Source organism: Rhodococcus jostii NBRC 16295, from assembly GCF_001894825.1.
GTDB classification, from domain to species: domain Bacteria; phylum Actinomycetota; class Actinomycetes; order Mycobacteriales; family Mycobacteriaceae; genus Rhodococcus_F; species Rhodococcus_F jostii.
Map to the genome: position 1 here is coordinate 38084 of NZ_BCWY01000068.1, position 15244 is coordinate 53327.

Sequence of the window (15244 nt, forward strand, 5' to 3'; positions counted from 1 at the left end):
GCGTTGGGGGGAAGACGGGCTCGTCCAGCGGTCCGGGTTCACGTGGTTGACGCGTTCGCCACTGCGGCGGGCGAACTGAAGCGCGACGCGCGCCGATACACGCGATGTTCGCGGGCGCGCCAGCGCGGGGGAGGTCCATGCCTGCTCGGTTCGGAGTAGAACCGTCGTTTGCCGTATTCGATAAGCACGGTGTCCGACCACCAGTGTGACGAGAACGAGGAAGAACCCGACCGACAGGGGCGTGAAGCCTAGGTCGTGGGCACACGGCGACATCGGGATCGCGATACCGACTGCCAGGACACCCGTGACAGTGCCGACCAATTGCCAAATGGGCGGGCTGCGCAAGGAAGGGAATCCGGCGGGTGCGGATCGCGAACACGATCAGCGTCTGGGTAGCGAGTGACCTGAGGAACCACCCGGTCCGGAACAGCTCCGGGCCAGCGTGGAACGCGCCGAGCATGATGGCGAAGGTCAGGAAATCGAACACCGAACTTATCGGTCCGAAGAAAGCATGAAATGCCGGGTGAACGCGATTGTCCCAGTGCGAAGGAGCGTGCAGTTGCTCGGCATCCACCTTGTCGGTGGGGATCGCGAGCTGGCTGGTGTCATAGAAAAGATTGTTGAGGAGGATCTGCCCCGGCGTCGGAAGGAACTGCAGTACTGCGGACGCCGCGGCTGCACTGACATGTTTCCGGCGACCTTGACCGGGATGCCGACGTCGGCAAGTCTTGGCAGCGCCGCCGCGGCGGAGGCTTTCGACTGGTCGCGGAACACGAGGAGACCCATGATGAGTCCCACCCCGATGCCGGCCACCAGAATGGCCCGATGATCAGCGCGTCGGTGTGGTCACCGAGGAAATATGCAGCGATGGCGGTCGCGGCAAGTAGAAGTAGCAGGGCACTGCGGAGCTGGCGGGTAAGGACCGCGATAGCACTCACTCGGTGGCTTCGCACGGTGTTGGGACCCGAGGAATCCAGCCGTCTCCGTGGCCTCTGCGGTGGTCAACCCGACAGGGGCAGAATGTAACTGGTTCAGGATAGTCTCCGAGTCGGCGGATGCGGCTTCACCCACTGGTATCTGCTGCCGCAGCGTAGCCGCGGCAGGGCTTGGAGACCCGCTACCGGCCCGCGTGCTCACGAGGTCTCGAAGCCAGCGTACGGATCGTCAAGAGCATTCTTCGGCTCATGACGAAACCGATGGGTTCGAGGAAGAGCGGTCCGAACGTGAGACGGCTGGCGAGTCGGGGCCCGTAGGTACTGCAGCCCCGCTCGATCAATCGGGTGTGCCCGTCATCGTCCCGTATCAGATGAAAAGCCCAGATCGACGCATCCCCGGTCGCCGGGTCACGCAGGAGGAGGACGATCCGCGCACCGGGCTCGGTCAGTGCGATTGTCAGCGGGGGAGTTTTGGGGTGCAGGCGTATCTGATCGCCCACGGTCGCGTCCTGGTACTCGCGGAGAACCTTGTCGGTGTTGCGCACCTGGCAACCGATGAGATTCTCCAGTCCCACGTAACTGTAGAAGCCACCCCGCCCCTGTCCCAGCTGCACGACCCAGGGCCAAACCAGATCCGGGGGTGCGTTGATGGTGACAGCGTGCGTGTAACGCCACTTCTGGTTCGGTATCAACTCGTCTGCCGGCATGGTCGCCGCGGCCTCCGCCGGTGTTGCGCCCCACGTGGTGCGCCATCGTCGCAGCGGCGCAGTCAGTGCCACATGCACGGCGATCAAGGCCGCACCGGCACACGACTGCATGATCAATTTCAAGTGCGTCACGTCGACGTCTTCGCTCCGACGAGTATCTGGTCGGCCCATTCCGTGACCGCATCGGATTCGCGGTCGTCGCCGGGCTGCGCATGTACCAAGCGTTCGCCGAGGTTCAGCACCTCGGGATCGATCTTGCCCCAGAAGATCCGGTGAGCCACTGCCCCCGTCACGGCCATTGCCTGCGGGATACCGCCGCGTTTGCTCGCTGCGGCGACCAGAATCTTCATCGTCTCGCTCCGTCCGCTCGAGGTACGTCCTCATCATCGGGTTGCCGCACGGACCACACCAGGGTATTTGTACCTTCACCCGCGGTGGGAGGTCGCGCGGACGTTGCGATGACTTCGGGGCCCTGTGCGGTCCTGCATACGATGCCCCCTGCGACAAGATGGGACTCGACGGTTCACGGACAGATGCCGGTTACCTGACGGCGGTGCCGGCGACCGGTCCGCTTGCTCGGACCACCCGCCTCCCGTCGTGACTGCAGGTGAGACGAGCGTAGAGGTGTTCGACGTCAGCCCTGCGGCACAGTGTGGTACCGGGCGTTTGGAGCATGGCCGCGCCCGCAGCGACGCCGTACCGCACAGCGTCCCGCAACGGCCAACCGTGGCGAAGCCCGTAGGCGATGCCCGCGACCATGCTGTCTCCGGCGCCCACCCCGCTGAGCACCGTCACTTCGACGGAGGGAATGCGTTCTGCACGCTCTTCGGTCACAAGCAAGGCGCCCTCGGCACCGAGAGACAGGGCGACCACTTCGCAGATGCCTTGGTCGATGAGATCCCTCGTCGCGGCGAGCTGATCGTCGGTGGTTCGCAACTCCAGTCGCACCCACTCACGAAGTTCACGGATACTCGGCTTGACGAGAAACGCGCGGCGGCGAAGCTGTTTCAGTGCCGGTCCCGAAGTATCGACGATCAGGCGTGCATCGAGGTCGTCCACTGGTGGCAAACTACCGCTCGCGCCGACGAGGTCTGCGTCGGCGCCGACTTCAGCAGCTGGAGGCACGAATCCTGCTCGCGTACGGTGATCGTCGGCCCGGGAAAGACGAAGCGGTATTGCAGACCCGTCTCGTCCTCGTTGACAGTGAGGCTTTCCCGCGTCACGCCCCTGATGCTGAGAGTCCGGATCGGGACGCCTTCGGTGGCAATCCGGCCGGTATGTCCGCCTGATGGAAAGACGGCCGTGGCGGCCTCACCGAGTACCCGAAGCACGCGGGCGACGTTGAGTCCACCACCGCTGGGATCACGTCGTGAGGAGCCGCAACGAACTTTGTCGGTCGGGGCGACCCTGCTCGTACATGAGGTGATGTCGAGTCTGGGTTCATGGTCAAGGTCACGATGCCGGCATGGGACTCTACTTTCGTCTGACGAGCAGCCTTTCTCGGCGACTGGAGACCTGTGGTTGCCATCCACCATCACCCTGATCCGTGGTCGGCCGTCGGTGTTCACTCAAGCGTGAAGTCGGCCGAGGCGTCAGAGCGTTTGGTTCTCGACTACGGTCCTTAGCCTCTATCGGTCCTCCTGTTCCTCGGTGATGCTGGTGGAAATCCGTATGACAGACCTGGATCAGCGGCATCGGTTCGCGACGGCCGTCGAATACGACTGGACGGACTCGACCTAGGCACACCCGTTTCAGGAGATGATCATGTCCACCACGAACTGCTCGACCACCGAGTCGCTCCCGGTGAGCTGCAGCGACAGTGACCTGCTTGCCACGGCGAAGGGAATCCTGATCGTTGGACGGGGCTACGGCGAACGCCAGGCGTTCGACGAGTTGCTCGACGTAGCCCACCACCATCACATCTCAGTTCTGTCAGCGTCGAGGTGGCTCGTCGAACTCGGCCGGGACGAGTCGGCTGATGCTCCCATTGAATGGGCTCAACTTCTGCAGAGGATCCGCGCCGAGGCCTAGAACAATCCGGCTCCTGCTGTGCCCGGCAATGATTGTCGATGACCTTGTGCCCTATGCCGCAGAGTCCTCCAGAGGAACACTCGAAGTCGGAGGCTGCGATGGGAAGAGCATGGAACAGAGATCGCGCGAAGCCGGTACCCGCCAACCAGCAACGCCGATGACCTCCGAGATGCCGGACCGCGACGCACTCGAATCGGCCGTGTCACTCGCGTGCAGGGCGCCGTCGCTTCACAACAGCCAGCCTTGGCGTTGGGTCATCGGTGGGTTCGGGCTGCAGCTTTTCAGTGATCCTGACCGACTTCTGCCGGCGACCGACGCCTTCGGCCGACAGATGGTGTTCTCCTGCGGTGCTGCGCTGAACCACCTTCACTACGCCTTCGCCGCTATGGGCTGGGAGTGCACGATCGACCGTATGCCGCCCCGAGCAGATCGTGATCTTCTTGCCTCGATCGGATTGTTTCGGAGGCATGATGCTTCACCCGCCGATGCTCGGATGGCCGACGCAATCGGACGCCGGCGAACCGATCGGTTACCTTTTGCGGTGCCCCCTTCGTGGGTAGAAGTCGTTCCACAACTGAAAGCCGTCGCGGCTGAGTTCGGGACGGACCTCGAAGTTCTGGGAGAGCGCAGCCGGTCCGCGCTCGAGGAGGCGTCCCTTCGCCTTACCGGTTACCAGGGTGCGGATCCGATGTATCAAGCTGAACTGCGATGGTGGACCCGGCATACGAACTCTCGCGACGGAGTACCGGAAGAGGCGCTCCCCACTGAATCGCAACGTAGATCGGTGTCCCTGGCTCGCGGATTCCCTTCGGGCAGTGCAGAATCGACGGATACAAGTATTGAGCAAGACCGCTCGGCAATCGTGCTACTGACGTCGGCTGCCGACTCGAGACTCGACTGGCTCCGCGCGGGTGAATCACTGTCCGCGATTCTCCTCGAATGTACGTCCCGCGGTCTTGCCACGTGTTCGGTCACGCATCTTACCGAGATGCCCGGCACCCGCACCCTTGTCCGGGAGCTGTCGTCGGGGAACGGATTGCCGCAGGTGCTGATCAGAGTTGGTGTGGTCACCGATTCGGTCGTGCCACCACAGACGCCGAGACGTCCGCTGTCGGAAGTCCTCTTCCATGACCGGCCCGCCCGCTCACAGCGATGAGTCCTTCGCCCGTGTTCGTGGGTGCTCCGTGAAATCACCGTTCCGCCGGCACCAACACCGGTTCGTGCATGTCGTAGTAGGACACCTTGCCCATCAGCAGGTTCTCTTCCTTGAACAGGGCCCGCAGATCGTCCGGTACCTGTGCCTTCTCGTGTCCGCGGGCCTCGGACTCGGAAGTGAAGTACAAGGCCTCGACGAACCCGTCGTCGCCGTACCGGGCGAAGGTCCCGCCGAGGATGTCCGGACGCAGTCGGCGAACCTGATCGCTCGCCTGTTCCATCAGTTGCCGCATCCGGGTCGGATGAGCACTGTGACCCTCCATGACCTGTACGAACCCGGCGGCATCGGAGCCGCCACCCATCCATGAGGTCACGTCCGGGCAGTCCATGAACGAGACGGCGCCCTCGAAGCAGGTCTGTGTCTCGGCCCACCACTGGTCCTGTTCGGGGCGCTGGCTGTTGCGTTGGGCGTCCTCGGTGGATTCGAACCGGACCAGTGCAATGAACGTCCCGTCGTCGCACAACCCGTGTGTGCTCCCGAGGTAACCGATGGCGCCAGGTCGCAGTTCTGCCGTCCAGCGATCCATGCACTGACGCAGCCTCGCCTCGTCAGACACCTTTCCCTGGATTACCTGGATGAACATGTGTTGCCTCCTCGCACTGCGGAGCGGCCCGGCAGCGCGCTCAAATTGCGGTGGCCGACCGGGCGGGTCCACCGTCGCCGGATCCGGTTCCACCGACGGCCCCGGTGGCCGCAGCCACTGCAGGACCAATTTTTCGCCCAACCCCGGCAGCCCACAAGACCACCGGGCGGGCGCATCACCACCGGCCGGGCGCTTCGGCGCCCCACGGACCAAGAGCTCGAGGCACCCTCGACCAGGCTCACTCGCACCGATCCTGCCGCCGCCGAAGCGGCCCTAATATGGGACATCGCCGTCCGATCCATCGGCGACCGTCGACTGCGCCGCCTTCGAGGCCATTACCAGCAGAAACGCACCGAAGGGATCGATCCGGTGCACCGTCCGGCGACAGGTACCAGAACAGCTGACCGCGGCCAACCCGGCTCAGCGCGGCACTCGTCCCACCGGCCGGGGTTTCGATGCCGACAATCATGGCCACGCGCTCGGCAGTGCCGCAGCTCGGTCGGATGCGGGGAGTGGGCATGACTATCGCGGCAACGCGGTGTACGTGGCTTGGTGCTCGACAGTACCTACTCCTGCGGGAGAAGGAGGGGATGGCCTGGATCGGGCGGTACCGCCCCGACCGGGAGGAGATCGGCTCGGCGGCACGCGAGTTCACGTTGCACCACCTGGCGGTCGAGGAGCCGGTAGCGTCCAGCGGAGCCGAAATCGGCTGTAGCGATCATGAACTCGCCCCAGCCCAGCTTGTGGATCTGGGTTCGGTATGCGTCCGCATCGGCGACGGTTTTCGTGCGCTCGCTCGCTCGAGTTGGTCCCGGGCAACCGCTCGAGGTGCCGTCCGGTGGTCGTCATGAGGTCGCGCAACTGCACCAGGACGGGCGTCGCACTTTGGGATCTCGAGGATCCACGGAGCTCGGGGCGTGGGCAACCCACGGCCCGAACTTCCCGGTGATCGGGGAGAGGCGGGCAGGCTGTCCGGTTTCAGTGGTCCGGTTCGTCACCGAAGACGAGTCGGCGGCCGGTGATCTCGGTGGGCGTGATCTCGACGTAATTGAACTTGGGGGTGGCCAGCCATGACCGCAACGGCAGCTCGTCGGCTGCGGCGACCTCGCTGAGCTTCTGAAGCCGCCGCGCGGTGCCGTGGACGATGACGCTCCATCCGGTTTTCTCGGCTATCTCGTCCACCTCGAAGGCGACGTCCCGGTTGATGGTGAGTTCGACGAGCTTGGATCCCTCCGCGGTTCGGAAGTACACCTTGCCCTCGTGGACGACGTAGTTGACGGGAAAGATGTCCACCCTCCCGGACACGGTCGACGCCAGCCGCCCCAGCGCGCCCGAGCTGAGCAATTCCCAGCTCTCCTGCGCGGTCAGCTCGGTGATCGGTTGCTCGGCTGCGTCGTCCGTGCCATTGGCCATGTCTGATGATGGCATCCGAAGGGCGGCGTTGTCAGCACGTTGGGCCAGCGGACGCCTCGGGGCGGTGGGGCAGCGTGTCGGCGACCAGCCCGGTGCGCATGTGGTCGGCGATCGACCAACCTGCCAGGCGTTTCGATTTGAGGCCCAACACCGTTGACAGGTACAGGAATTGCCTGAATACAGGCAGTCTGTGCCGCGTCGCCATCGCCGGTGACGGGATCGACCAGACGAACACAGCAGGCCCGTCCCGGAGTGCTCGGGGATGTCCTCCAGTTTCGCGGCCGGCCAGTCGCGAGTTCAGCGCGATGAGGACACCGCGGGCGAAGTGCCCCTCGCGAAAGGCGCGTGTACAGATCCTCGGGGTAGATGGACGGGACGAATGGCGCCGGGTTACTACCCAACAAGAATGTTGGGTAGAGTGGATGTATGGCGAGGGTGAAGGCACGAGACGAGGCAGGAAAGGCGGCTGCGGCGAAGAAGGCCGCGGGGCGTGCGGCGCGGGCGAGCGGTCACGGGGGCAGGTCGCCGCGGGTGGCCGCCGATGATCCGTTGTCGGCGGAGCGGGTGCGGTACCTGACCGGCGCGTTCGGGGGCACGCAGCTCGCGGCGATCGTCGGGGTGAACCGGTCGCAGCCCTCACGGTGGATCAAGGGCGTGGAGCGGCCGGGCCCGGCCGCGGCACCGTTGTTGATCGACCTCGAGCATGTCCTGGCCCGTGCTCGTCTGGTGTGGGGGGAGACGGCCGCGCACACTTGGCTCGAGAGCGCGAACGCCTACCTGGACGGGGCGCGTCCGCTCGATGTGCTGCAACTGTCCGGCCCGGCTCCGGTGCTCGACGCGTTGGATGCGCAGGCGTGGGGCGGGGCCGCCTGAGTGCTGGTCTACCGCGTCTTCCCGTACCTGTCCGCGGCGGCACCGGGACAGCCGGGGCACCCGTTGTACGAGCATCGACCGCAGCGCGGTGGCCGGATCGATCACCCGGATTATCACGTCTGGTATCTCTCCCGGCTGGCCGAGGCGGCGTGCGGGGAGAGTTTCGGGAACCTCGCCCGCTGGGAGGCGTCGATGCTGGAGTTCCCGCTGCTGCCCAGGTCGCGGCGCGCGCTGGGGGTGTTCGAGTTGCCCGATGATCTGCGGGTGCTCGACCTGGACGATCCGGCCCAGTTGGTGCGGTTGGGGTTGCGCCCGACGCAGGTGGTGACCCGGAATCTGACGGTCACGCAGGGGTGGGGGCATCGGATCCGGTCGGAGACCGAACCGCACACGGGGGATCGGGCGTGGCAGGCGGTCTCGTGGTGGTCGTTTCACCGCCCGCAGTGGTCGGTGTTGGCCAGTTGGCTGCGGCCCGCGCTGGTGCGGGTGGAACCCCTGGACCTGGATCATCCGGCGATCCTCGACTCGGCGAAAGCCCTGCAGCGCATCGTGACGTGACAGTGTGCCGGGACCGCTGCCTCAGGGCTTGAACGGAGCGGGGTGCGGGCGACGCGGTGGGGCGGTGTCGGCCGCCTCGGTCAGGCGGCGCGTTTCGTCCGTTTCGGGATCAGGCGCGCGAGCAGGACGACGATCGCGCCGACGACGAGCCCGACGAGTGCGGACACCACGGTCCCGGCAGTCCACGACAGCACACCGGCGATGCCGCCGTGCACGAGGTCGGCGGACCAGTGTTCGAGATCGTGGAGGCGGTCGGCCGGCCAGTGCAATCCTGCCTCGCCGATGTTGACGAGCAGGATGTGGCCACCGACCCACAGCATCGCGGCGATCCCGACCACGGTGAGCACCGCCATCACCTTCGGCATCGCCGCGACGAGCCCCCGGCCGATCCGTTGACTGAACGAGGACTCGCGCTGGGCAAGCGCCAGGCCCACGTCGTCCATCTTCACGATCAGGGCGACCACGCCGTACACCAGGACGGTGATGAGGATGGCGACGACGAGGAGCACCAATAGCCGGGTGAGGAACGGTTCGTCCTCGACCGAGGACAGTGAGATCACCATGATCTCGGCGGACAGGATCAGGTCGGTGCGGATCGCGCCGCTGACCATGGTCTTCTCGAGTTCGGGTCCGCTGTGCCCTTCGGGTGTGCCCTCGTGCTCGTGATGATTGCCGGTGAGTGCTTCGTAGACCTTCTCGGCTCCCTCGAAGCACAGGAACAGACCACCGGCGATCAGCAGGTACGGCAGTGCCTGTGGCAGGAACTCGCTCAGGATCATCGCCACCGGCAGGATGATCAGGAGTTTGTTGCGGATCGACCCGATCGCGATCTTCCGGATGATGGGTAGCTCGCGGTTAGGGGAGAACCCGTGCACGTAGCGGGGGGTGACGGCGGTGTCGTCGACGACCACACCCGCTGCCTTGACGCTGGCCTTGCCTGCCGCGGCTCCGATGTCGTCGATAGATGCCGCGGCCGCTTTCGCCAGTGCCGCGACGTCGTCCAACAGGGCCACGAGACCACCAGCCACGAATAACCTCCCACAGTTCGGATGTGCAGAGCCGACCGAATGACACGCGGTTGCGGGTCGACACGAACGGTACCGAATCGGTGGTCCTGCACAATCGGTAGCGCTGAGCGCCGCGGCGCCGATACACAGGATGGTCGGGGAGTGATCCCGAAAGGTGCGGTCATGATCGGTGTGGTGTTCGATCTTCCGGTAGGGATCGGGGACGTGACGTTCTGGCCGTGGACGTGGTGGAACTCGTTCGCGACCTGGTGGAATCGGTTCTAGAGAGGAGCTGCTGATGGTAGGTCTGTTGCCGGACCTGTTTTTGGCGAATCCTCTCGAGGAGGGCGTCTGACCGCTGATCCTCGAGTGGAACACCTTCGTCCGTTGGTGGAATCCGCTCTAAAGGCCGGGCCGTACCGAGTTGCTCGGCGCTGGTCTCGTTCGCGAGCGCACACAATCCGTCGCCGGGTCGCCGAGCACGCGAACCCGCTGATGGAGCGACCTGGCCCCGCGGGGACCCTGGACAGGTGGTCCGCCGAGACCCACGGATCGGGGACCAGCGGCCGGTGGACGCCCCTGATCGCGCACGCTCTGACGGAGGCCGAGGTGGAGCTGATGGTGGTGGCCGAGCGGAGGGGCATGGACTGACCCCGGTAAGCAGTGAACGCGACAACGGCCGGCCCCGCAGACCAGGCTGATTCCGGCGCCACCGCTCTGCACCGGATCCCCCAACTCACCGAACTCGTTCAATGCCAGCGGCATCCGCGCACTCGGCGACCCTGCACCGGCGGTTCGAGCCGATCGGCGACTCCCACGGCGGCGACCTGTAGGTTGCGCTGTCGCTCGCGGGAACTGTCGCGGACGGCATCCTCCGGGCATCCCCGTTCCCCGGACGGGAAGTGGGTGCCATAAGTGGCTGGCCGGCAAGACGCATACGTGGATGTTTCTCGGCCGCGACATCACCGTCGCGTCTCTGCTGGACGGCGACCTGCGATCGCTGAACCTGTCGGGACGTTGGTGGGCTGTGACCGCGGCGCCTGTACGTGGTCTCGGACCACCTGCCATCTGGTCCTGGGCGCCGCCCCCGGACGCTGACGGGGTGAACTATCACTGCCGCAGCAACCGCCGAGTTCGCCCTGATGCTGCTGACCGCGGAACCCTCGACTCGTACTCACCATCGTCGAGTCCGTGACGTGCTGACCGACCCGGGCACCTTCGACGAGGTGGTCGAGGTCCTCGACGATGTCCACCACCTGAAGTATGTGGGTGCGGGCAGCGCCCGGCTGCCGTAGTCCGGGCCTGGGAAACGGACACGGACGGTTGGATCCGCACCCCGTGCCACGACGCAGTGTTCACAACCGTGACGTGGTGAGAGATACGTTGGGATAGTCCGATTTTCGGTGCTGTTTCCTCTCGGCTCCTCGTGTCCGTGATGGCGGGGTCGGACACTTTTCCGCCGTATTTCTGTGCTGGGCTGCGTTGTGCGTCATGGCAGTCCCGAGACTTCGGTGCATGTCCGAAGGTTCCGCCATGTTCACCGCTAATCAGCGGAACCGATTGCAGAGCAGCTGAGTTCGAACTCTCACTCCCCGCAGCTAAAAGAAAACGCCAGGCCTGGTTGTCCGGAAAGGTCCGGCAGGCGTCGGCGCCGCCGACAGATTGTGCTCTGTACGGTCCTGTTGGGCGAAGAGGGTGCGGGGCGCGGGTCCTCGGAGATCAGTGCGGCCCGCGTGTGAGTGGTTGCCGTTCCGATCCGCTGGCGGTGAGAGGGCCGAAATGCCGCTACTTGTAAAGAAGACGGCCGCGAAGAAGAAGACCGCGGAGACGAGAGATGACCGTCACCGCTACCGACGTGCCACCGGGCATCGACCAAGCGGTACACGAGGCCGGGATCGCCTCCTCGCTGGCGAACCTGGCGTCGTACGCCGAAGGGACCCTCTGACGGTCGGCTGCGACCCGGGACCCGGCGCTGTGTCGAGGACGCGGTCGAACACCCACCTCGTCACCGCGAGCACCGCGGCGCTCGTCTCGACACCACCCGGCTAGCACAACTGATCACCACCCGCGAGGGGCAGGATGAGGCCGTGAGTGACCGAACCGCAGCCGACCTCGAGCGTGAACTCGCCATGCTCGCCTCCGTGCGTGACCGCCTCCGCGTGTCCGGGGGGCGACGATTCCCGTATCCCGATCACTGCCGTTGATCAGGTTCTCGATGAGTTCAACCGTCTTCAACGATCACCGTGGGATCCGAGCTGATTTTCGTCCGCGCATACCGGGCGAGCGCCTGTGCTTGGTGAAGTGGCCGAGCGCGCTCACGCCTTCAGGCGATCGCGTCAGCGGCAGCGGCCGCGTCGACCGCCGGGTAGATGGGGTACTCCACGCCCGAGAGGTACTGGACGGTGCGAACCACCTGGCAGGAGTAGCCGAACTCGTTGTCGTACCAGACGTACAGGATGGCGGTGTCGCCGTCGACGATCGCGGCGTTCGCGTCGACGATGCATGCCGCACGCGAGCCGATGAAGTCACTGGACACGGCGTCGGTTGCCGCGGTGTAGTCGAGGTTCCGGCTCAACGTTCCGGTGAGTGATTCCCGGCGAAGGTGCTCCAACACTTCATCTTTGGTGGCCTCGCGACCCAGCTGAAGGTTGAGGATCGCGACGGACACGTCCGGCGTTGGCACGCGGATCGAATTGCCGGTGATCTTGGCCTTCAGGTCGGGAAGGGCCTTCGCAATCGCGGAGGCCGCACCCGTCTCGGTGAGGACGAGGTTGAACGGCGCCGATCGGCCACGCCGGTCGGCCTTGTGGTAGTTGTCCAGCAGGTTCTGGTCGTTGGTGAACGAGTGCACAGTCTCGACGTGGCCCCGCACGACGCCGAACTCGTCGTCCATGGTCTTGAGCGGCGGGACGATGGCGTTCGTGGTGCAGGACGCGCACGACACGATCCGTTCGTTCGGATCGACGTCGCGGTGATTGACGCCGTGCACGATGTTGGGGACGTCACCCTTGCCGGGCGCGGTCAACACCACCTTCGCCACACCAGGGCGCAGGTGCTGCGACAGCCCGTGGCGGTCACGCCAGATGCCGGTGTTGTCGATCAGGATCGCATTGTCGATGCCGTACTCGGTGTAATCGACACTCGTCGGGTCGTTGCTGTGAATGAACTTGATGACGTTGCCGTTGGCGATGAGCGCGTTGTTCTCGTCGTCGACCTTGATCGTGCCGTTGAACTGACCGTGGACGGAGTCGCGGCGCAGCAGTGACGCACGCTTGACCAGGTCGTCCTCGCCGCCCTTCCTGACGACCACGGCACGCAGGTTCAGGCCGTTACCCGAACCGGCCTTCTCGATGAGCAGCCGCGCGACGAGTCGACCGATACGCCCGAATCCGTAGAGGACGACATCCTGGGGCTGCGCGGGGCTCGTCTGGGCACCACCGACCAGGTCGGCGAGGCTCTCCGCGACGAACTCGGGGATCGGCGCTCCGCCGCCGTGGGCGTGGTAGGCGGTCACCAACAGGCCGAGGTCGATCTTCGACGGCCGCAGATCGAGTCCGGTCAGCGCCTCGAGGAAGGGGAACGTCTCCTCGACGGAGAGCTCGTCGCCGCGGATCTGTCGGGCGAAGCGATGGGTCCGCAGGATCTTGATGACCGATTTGTTCACCAGCGAGCGACTGTGCAGCAGAATGGTCACCGAATGCCTGCGGTGCAGACCGCCGATAATCGGGATCATCGCTTCCGCGAGAGCTTCCTCGGAGTTCCACTGCGTCAGTTCCGCTGTGCTCACTGCGTTCCTCTGGCTTTCTGGCTCATTGGCGTGCTCGTGGGTCGGACGCCGGGCGGGATGAGACGCACGTCATACACCCATGTTGCGGACAACGGCGTGCGCACCACCAAGTATATGAAAAGCGCCTCCTCGCGGTGACAGGCACCAGGCACCAGGCACCAGGCGGTTGCTTCGGCTGCGGGTATTCCGGTTCGAGGGGGACGGTGACCGGGGGCTCGGCCGGCTCGAGCACGTAGACCGGTGGGGGGAGCAGGATCTCCCACGTCACCGGTACCTCGTGCTCCGGGCTGCGCTGGGACCAATAGCAGTGGGCGTGATACGAGGTCATCAGGGCGGTGCCGTGCGTGCGGAGCAGCTCCATGTTTGCTCGGAATCCGGTGTGAGCGGTCTCGACCTACCCCGACCCCATTGCGCAGCACCCTGCTGCGCAATTGCCGTGGGGACACATCCTCGTCCTGTCAGATTCTCGCGGTTTGAAGGAAACAGGGTGTGATGGGGGAGCTGGCCGCGGCGAGCAAGGTACATGTGATGGTGTCGCACTGGTGGAGCCGCGGCGACGGTCTCGCCAACCACCAGCTCGGCCAGATCCTCACCCGCGCAGCAGGTGTGGGCCAGGTTGATCTCACCGATCCGCAGTCGATCGACCGGGCGCTGCGGATCGCGGTCGCCGATCCCGCGGTGCTGGCCGAGCTCGAGCAGTGGTGGCAGATGGTCGAAACCCGCAGGGCCGGCAACGGCACCCCGCAGCCCGGTTCTGGGTCTGGATCAGTCGATTCGGTACCTGGGCCTTACCCCCGGCTTGTGGACACGGGTGGTGGATTACGCGGCGGATGCCAGCGTAGCGGTGTAGAGGGTCTCGTAGGTGTTCGGGGACCGGTGTCCGCACCAGGAGTGCCTCCTTCTGGTGTTGTAGCGGGTGACCCAGCGGAACACCTGGCGCCGACATGTGGCCTCGTCGGACCAGGTGTTCGCGTCCTGGAGGACTTCTCGTTTGAGGGCGGCGTTGAAAGATTCGGCCAGGCTGTTGTCGGCGCTCGTACCGACCATGCCCATCGACTGGGTCACTCCGAGACCGGCGCAGAGGGCAGCGAAGTCCTTCGACGTGTACTGAGCGCCGTGATCCGAGTGAAAGACCGCCCCGGCCAGTCCATTACGCCCCTGGGCGGCGGCACGGAGGGCGTCGGCGACGAGGTCGGTGCGCATATGGTCGGCGATTGCCCAGCCGGCGAGTTTACGGGAGTAGCAGTCGATCACCGTCGCCAAGTACAGGTTGGCTCCGCCCTCGATCGGCAGGTATGTGATGTCGCCGACGTACGTGCGGTTCGGTGCGGCGGCGGTGAAGTCCCGCTCGAGCAGGTCAGGCACCTTGTGATCGGCAGGTTCGGGGACTGTGGTCGTGACGCGTCGTCGACGCCGGTAGCCGACGATGTCGTTCTCGCGCATCACGCGGGCGACGCGCTTGTGGTTGACCTTGTCGTCCGCAGCAACACCGTCGTTGAGTTCGGCAGTGATCCTCGGTGCTCCGTAGGTGTTGTCCTCGGTGTGGATCACCCGGATTCGTGCGGCCAGCTGCGCGTCGGCCTCGGCGCGAGCGGCCCTGGCGGGCTCTGCGGATGTCCAGGCGTAGTAGGACGAGCGCTCGATCTCGACGAGCTCGCATAACCGCTTCACCTGGTAGGTGTCGGAGTGGTCGGCGACGAAGCGGAAGCGGTTCACCATTTCGTCTCCCCGGCGAAATACTTGGCCGCCTGGCGGAGGATCTCACGCTCGGTGGTGAGCTTGGTTGTCTCGGCTCGTAGGGCCGCGTTCTCGGCCTCGAGGCGGGCGAGTTTCTGCTCGACGGTCTCCGGTGCGTCACCCGCGCCCAGGCGCTGGCCGTGGGGCCGTGACGGGGTGTGCACCCGGGTGCCGTCGACGTGGGTCTTGGTGCCGGTCCCGTATTGGTCGATCCAGCCCGTCAGGGTGCCGCGCACGATCCCGAGATCAGCGGCGATACCTCGAATCGTCGCACCCGGCGTGGACTCGTACAACTCGACCGCCTGGCGCCGAAACTCCTCCGAGTAGTTCTTTCGTGACATGACTGAAGATCATCTCGCTTCCCCAGCAGGTGCTGGATTCAGCGTGTCCAAGAACC

13 protein-coding genes and 2 pseudogenes are annotated in these 15244 nt (G+C 65.3%); 6 read left to right on the forward strand and 9 right to left on the reverse strand.

Going from position 1 to position 15244, the window contains the following annotated elements:
• Positions 1-38: 38 nt before the first annotated feature.
• The 4 genes and pseudogenes from RJ1_RS48075 to RJ1_RS32235 form a co-directional block, all read right to left on the reverse strand.
• Positions 39-682 (reverse strand): annotated as a pseudogene (locus RJ1_RS48075) (cation transporting ATPase C-terminal domain-containing protein); the annotation flags it as partial.
• A gap of 435 nt (positions 683-1117) precedes the next feature.
• Positions 1118-1774 (reverse strand): SRPBCC family protein, encoded by a 657-nt coding sequence (locus tag RJ1_RS32225; protein ID WP_073366542.1) that lies wholly within the window; start codon positions 1772-1774, stop codon positions 1118-1120.
• Positions 1771-1992: a hypothetical protein gene (locus RJ1_RS32230; RefSeq protein ID WP_073366543.1), complete on the reverse strand. Its 222-nt coding sequence runs from the start codon at positions 1990-1992 to the stop codon at positions 1771-1773. The genes RJ1_RS32225 and RJ1_RS32230 overlap by 4 nt, the downstream gene beginning before the upstream one ends.
• Before the next feature lie 190 nt (positions 1993-2182).
• A pseudogene (locus tag RJ1_RS32235) lies at positions 2183-3086 on the reverse strand (1-phosphofructokinase family hexose kinase).
• 320 nt (positions 3087-3406) lie between these two features.
• On the opposite strand from RJ1_RS32235, the gene RJ1_RS49395 reads away from it, so the two are divergent.
• Positions 3407-3673, forward strand: a complete 267-nt coding sequence (locus tag RJ1_RS49395; protein WP_143048868.1) for an ANTAR domain-containing protein — start codon at positions 3407-3409, stop codon at positions 3671-3673.
• 28 nt (positions 3674-3701) lie between these two features.
• Entirely contained in the window at positions 3702-4829 is a 1128-nt protein-coding gene (locus RJ1_RS32245) for an Acg family FMN-binding oxidoreductase (RefSeq protein ID WP_255284918.1), read from the forward strand.
• Between the two features lie 34 nt (positions 4830-4863).
• On the opposite strand, the gene RJ1_RS32250 is transcribed toward RJ1_RS32245, so the two are convergent.
• Positions 4864-5472: a hypothetical protein gene (locus RJ1_RS32250; protein ID WP_073366545.1), complete on the reverse strand. Its 609-nt coding sequence runs from the start codon at positions 5470-5472 to the stop codon at positions 4864-4866.
• Between the two features lie 518 nt (positions 5473-5990).
• On the opposite strand from RJ1_RS32250, the gene RJ1_RS32255 reads away from it, so the two are divergent.
• Positions 5991-6323: a hypothetical protein gene (locus tag RJ1_RS32255; RefSeq protein WP_143048867.1), complete on the forward strand. Its 333-nt coding sequence runs from the start codon at positions 5991-5993 to the stop codon at positions 6321-6323.
• A gap of 127 nt (positions 6324-6450) precedes the next feature.
• On the opposite strand, the gene RJ1_RS32260 is transcribed toward RJ1_RS32255, so the two are convergent.
• Positions 6451-6885: a pyridoxamine 5'-phosphate oxidase family protein gene (locus tag RJ1_RS32260; RefSeq protein WP_073366547.1), complete on the reverse strand. Its 435-nt coding sequence runs from the start codon at positions 6883-6885 to the stop codon at positions 6451-6453.
• Positions 6886-7311: 426 nt separating this feature from the next.
• Here RJ1_RS32260 and RJ1_RS32270 point away from each other — a divergent pair, with 426 nt between their 5' ends.
• Entirely contained in the window at positions 7312-7758 is a 447-nt protein-coding gene (locus RJ1_RS32270) for an antitoxin Xre/MbcA/ParS toxin-binding domain-containing protein (RefSeq protein ID WP_240319710.1), read from the forward strand.
• The gene (locus RJ1_RS32275; RefSeq protein WP_073366549.1) at positions 7759-8316 is read left to right on the forward strand and encodes an RES domain-containing protein; all 558 of its coding nucleotides are present in this window, start codon (positions 7759-7761) and stop codon (positions 8314-8316) included. It begins immediately after the preceding gene.
• 80 nt (positions 8317-8396) lie between these two features.
• On the opposite strand, the gene RJ1_RS32280 is transcribed toward RJ1_RS32275, so the two are convergent.
• Positions 8397-9344 carry a DUF808 domain-containing protein gene (locus RJ1_RS32280; RefSeq protein WP_073366550.1) on the reverse strand — a complete coding sequence of 316 codons (948 nt, stop codon included), beginning with the start codon at positions 9342-9344 and terminating at the stop codon, positions 8397-8399.
• A gap of 474 nt (positions 9345-9818) precedes the next feature.
• Between RJ1_RS32280 and RJ1_RS46915 the strand changes: the two genes are divergently transcribed.
• Positions 9819-9974, forward strand: coding sequence for a hypothetical protein (locus RJ1_RS46915; RefSeq protein WP_162850322.1), 156 nt, complete (start codon positions 9819-9821; stop codon positions 9972-9974).
• A gap of 1672 nt (positions 9975-11646) precedes the next feature.
• Here the strand turns inward: RJ1_RS46915 and RJ1_RS32295 are convergent.
• Positions 11647-13110, reverse strand: coding sequence for a glyceraldehyde-3-phosphate dehydrogenase (locus RJ1_RS32295; RefSeq protein WP_073366551.1), 1464 nt, complete (start codon positions 13108-13110; stop codon positions 11647-11649).
• 819 nt (positions 13111-13929) lie between these two features.
• Positions 13930-15188, reverse strand: a protein-coding gene (locus RJ1_RS32310; RefSeq protein ID WP_143048866.1) for an IS3 family transposase whose coding sequence is annotated in 2 segments (ribosomal slippage) — positions 13930-14843 and positions 14843-15188 — 1260 coding nt in all. Because the reading frame shifts where the segments join, the coding sequence is not laid out codon by codon here.
• Positions 15189-15244: the final 56 nt, after the last annotated feature.

Coding starts and splice junctions, on each gene's coding strand:
- RJ1_RS32245 (WP_255284918.1), top strand. CDS start 3,702: ATGATTGTCGATGACCTTGTGCCCTATGCCGCAGAGTCCTCCAGAGGA.
- RJ1_RS32250 (WP_073366545.1), bottom strand. CDS start 5,472: ATGTTCATCCAGGTAATCCAGGGAAAGGTGTCTGACGAGGCGAGGCTG.
- RJ1_RS46915 (WP_162850322.1), top strand. CDS start 9,819: ATGGAGCGACCTGGCCCCGCGGGGACCCTGGACAGGTGGTCCGCCGAG.
- RJ1_RS32260 (WP_073366547.1), bottom strand. CDS start 6,885: ATGGCCAATGGCACGGACGACGCAGCCGAGCAACCGATCACCGAGCTG.
- RJ1_RS32270 (WP_240319710.1), top strand. CDS start 7,312: ATGGCGAGGGTGAAGGCACGAGACGAGGCAGGAAAGGCGGCTGCGGCG.
- RJ1_RS49395 (WP_143048868.1), top strand. CDS start 3,407: ATGTCCACCACGAACTGCTCGACCACCGAGTCGCTCCCGGTGAGCTGC.
- RJ1_RS32230 (WP_073366543.1), bottom strand. CDS start 1,992: ATGAAGATTCTGGTCGCCGCAGCGAGCAAACGCGGCGGTATCCCGCAG.
- RJ1_RS32255 (WP_143048867.1), top strand. CDS start 5,991: ATGACTATCGCGGCAACGCGGTGTACGTGGCTTGGTGCTCGACAGTAC.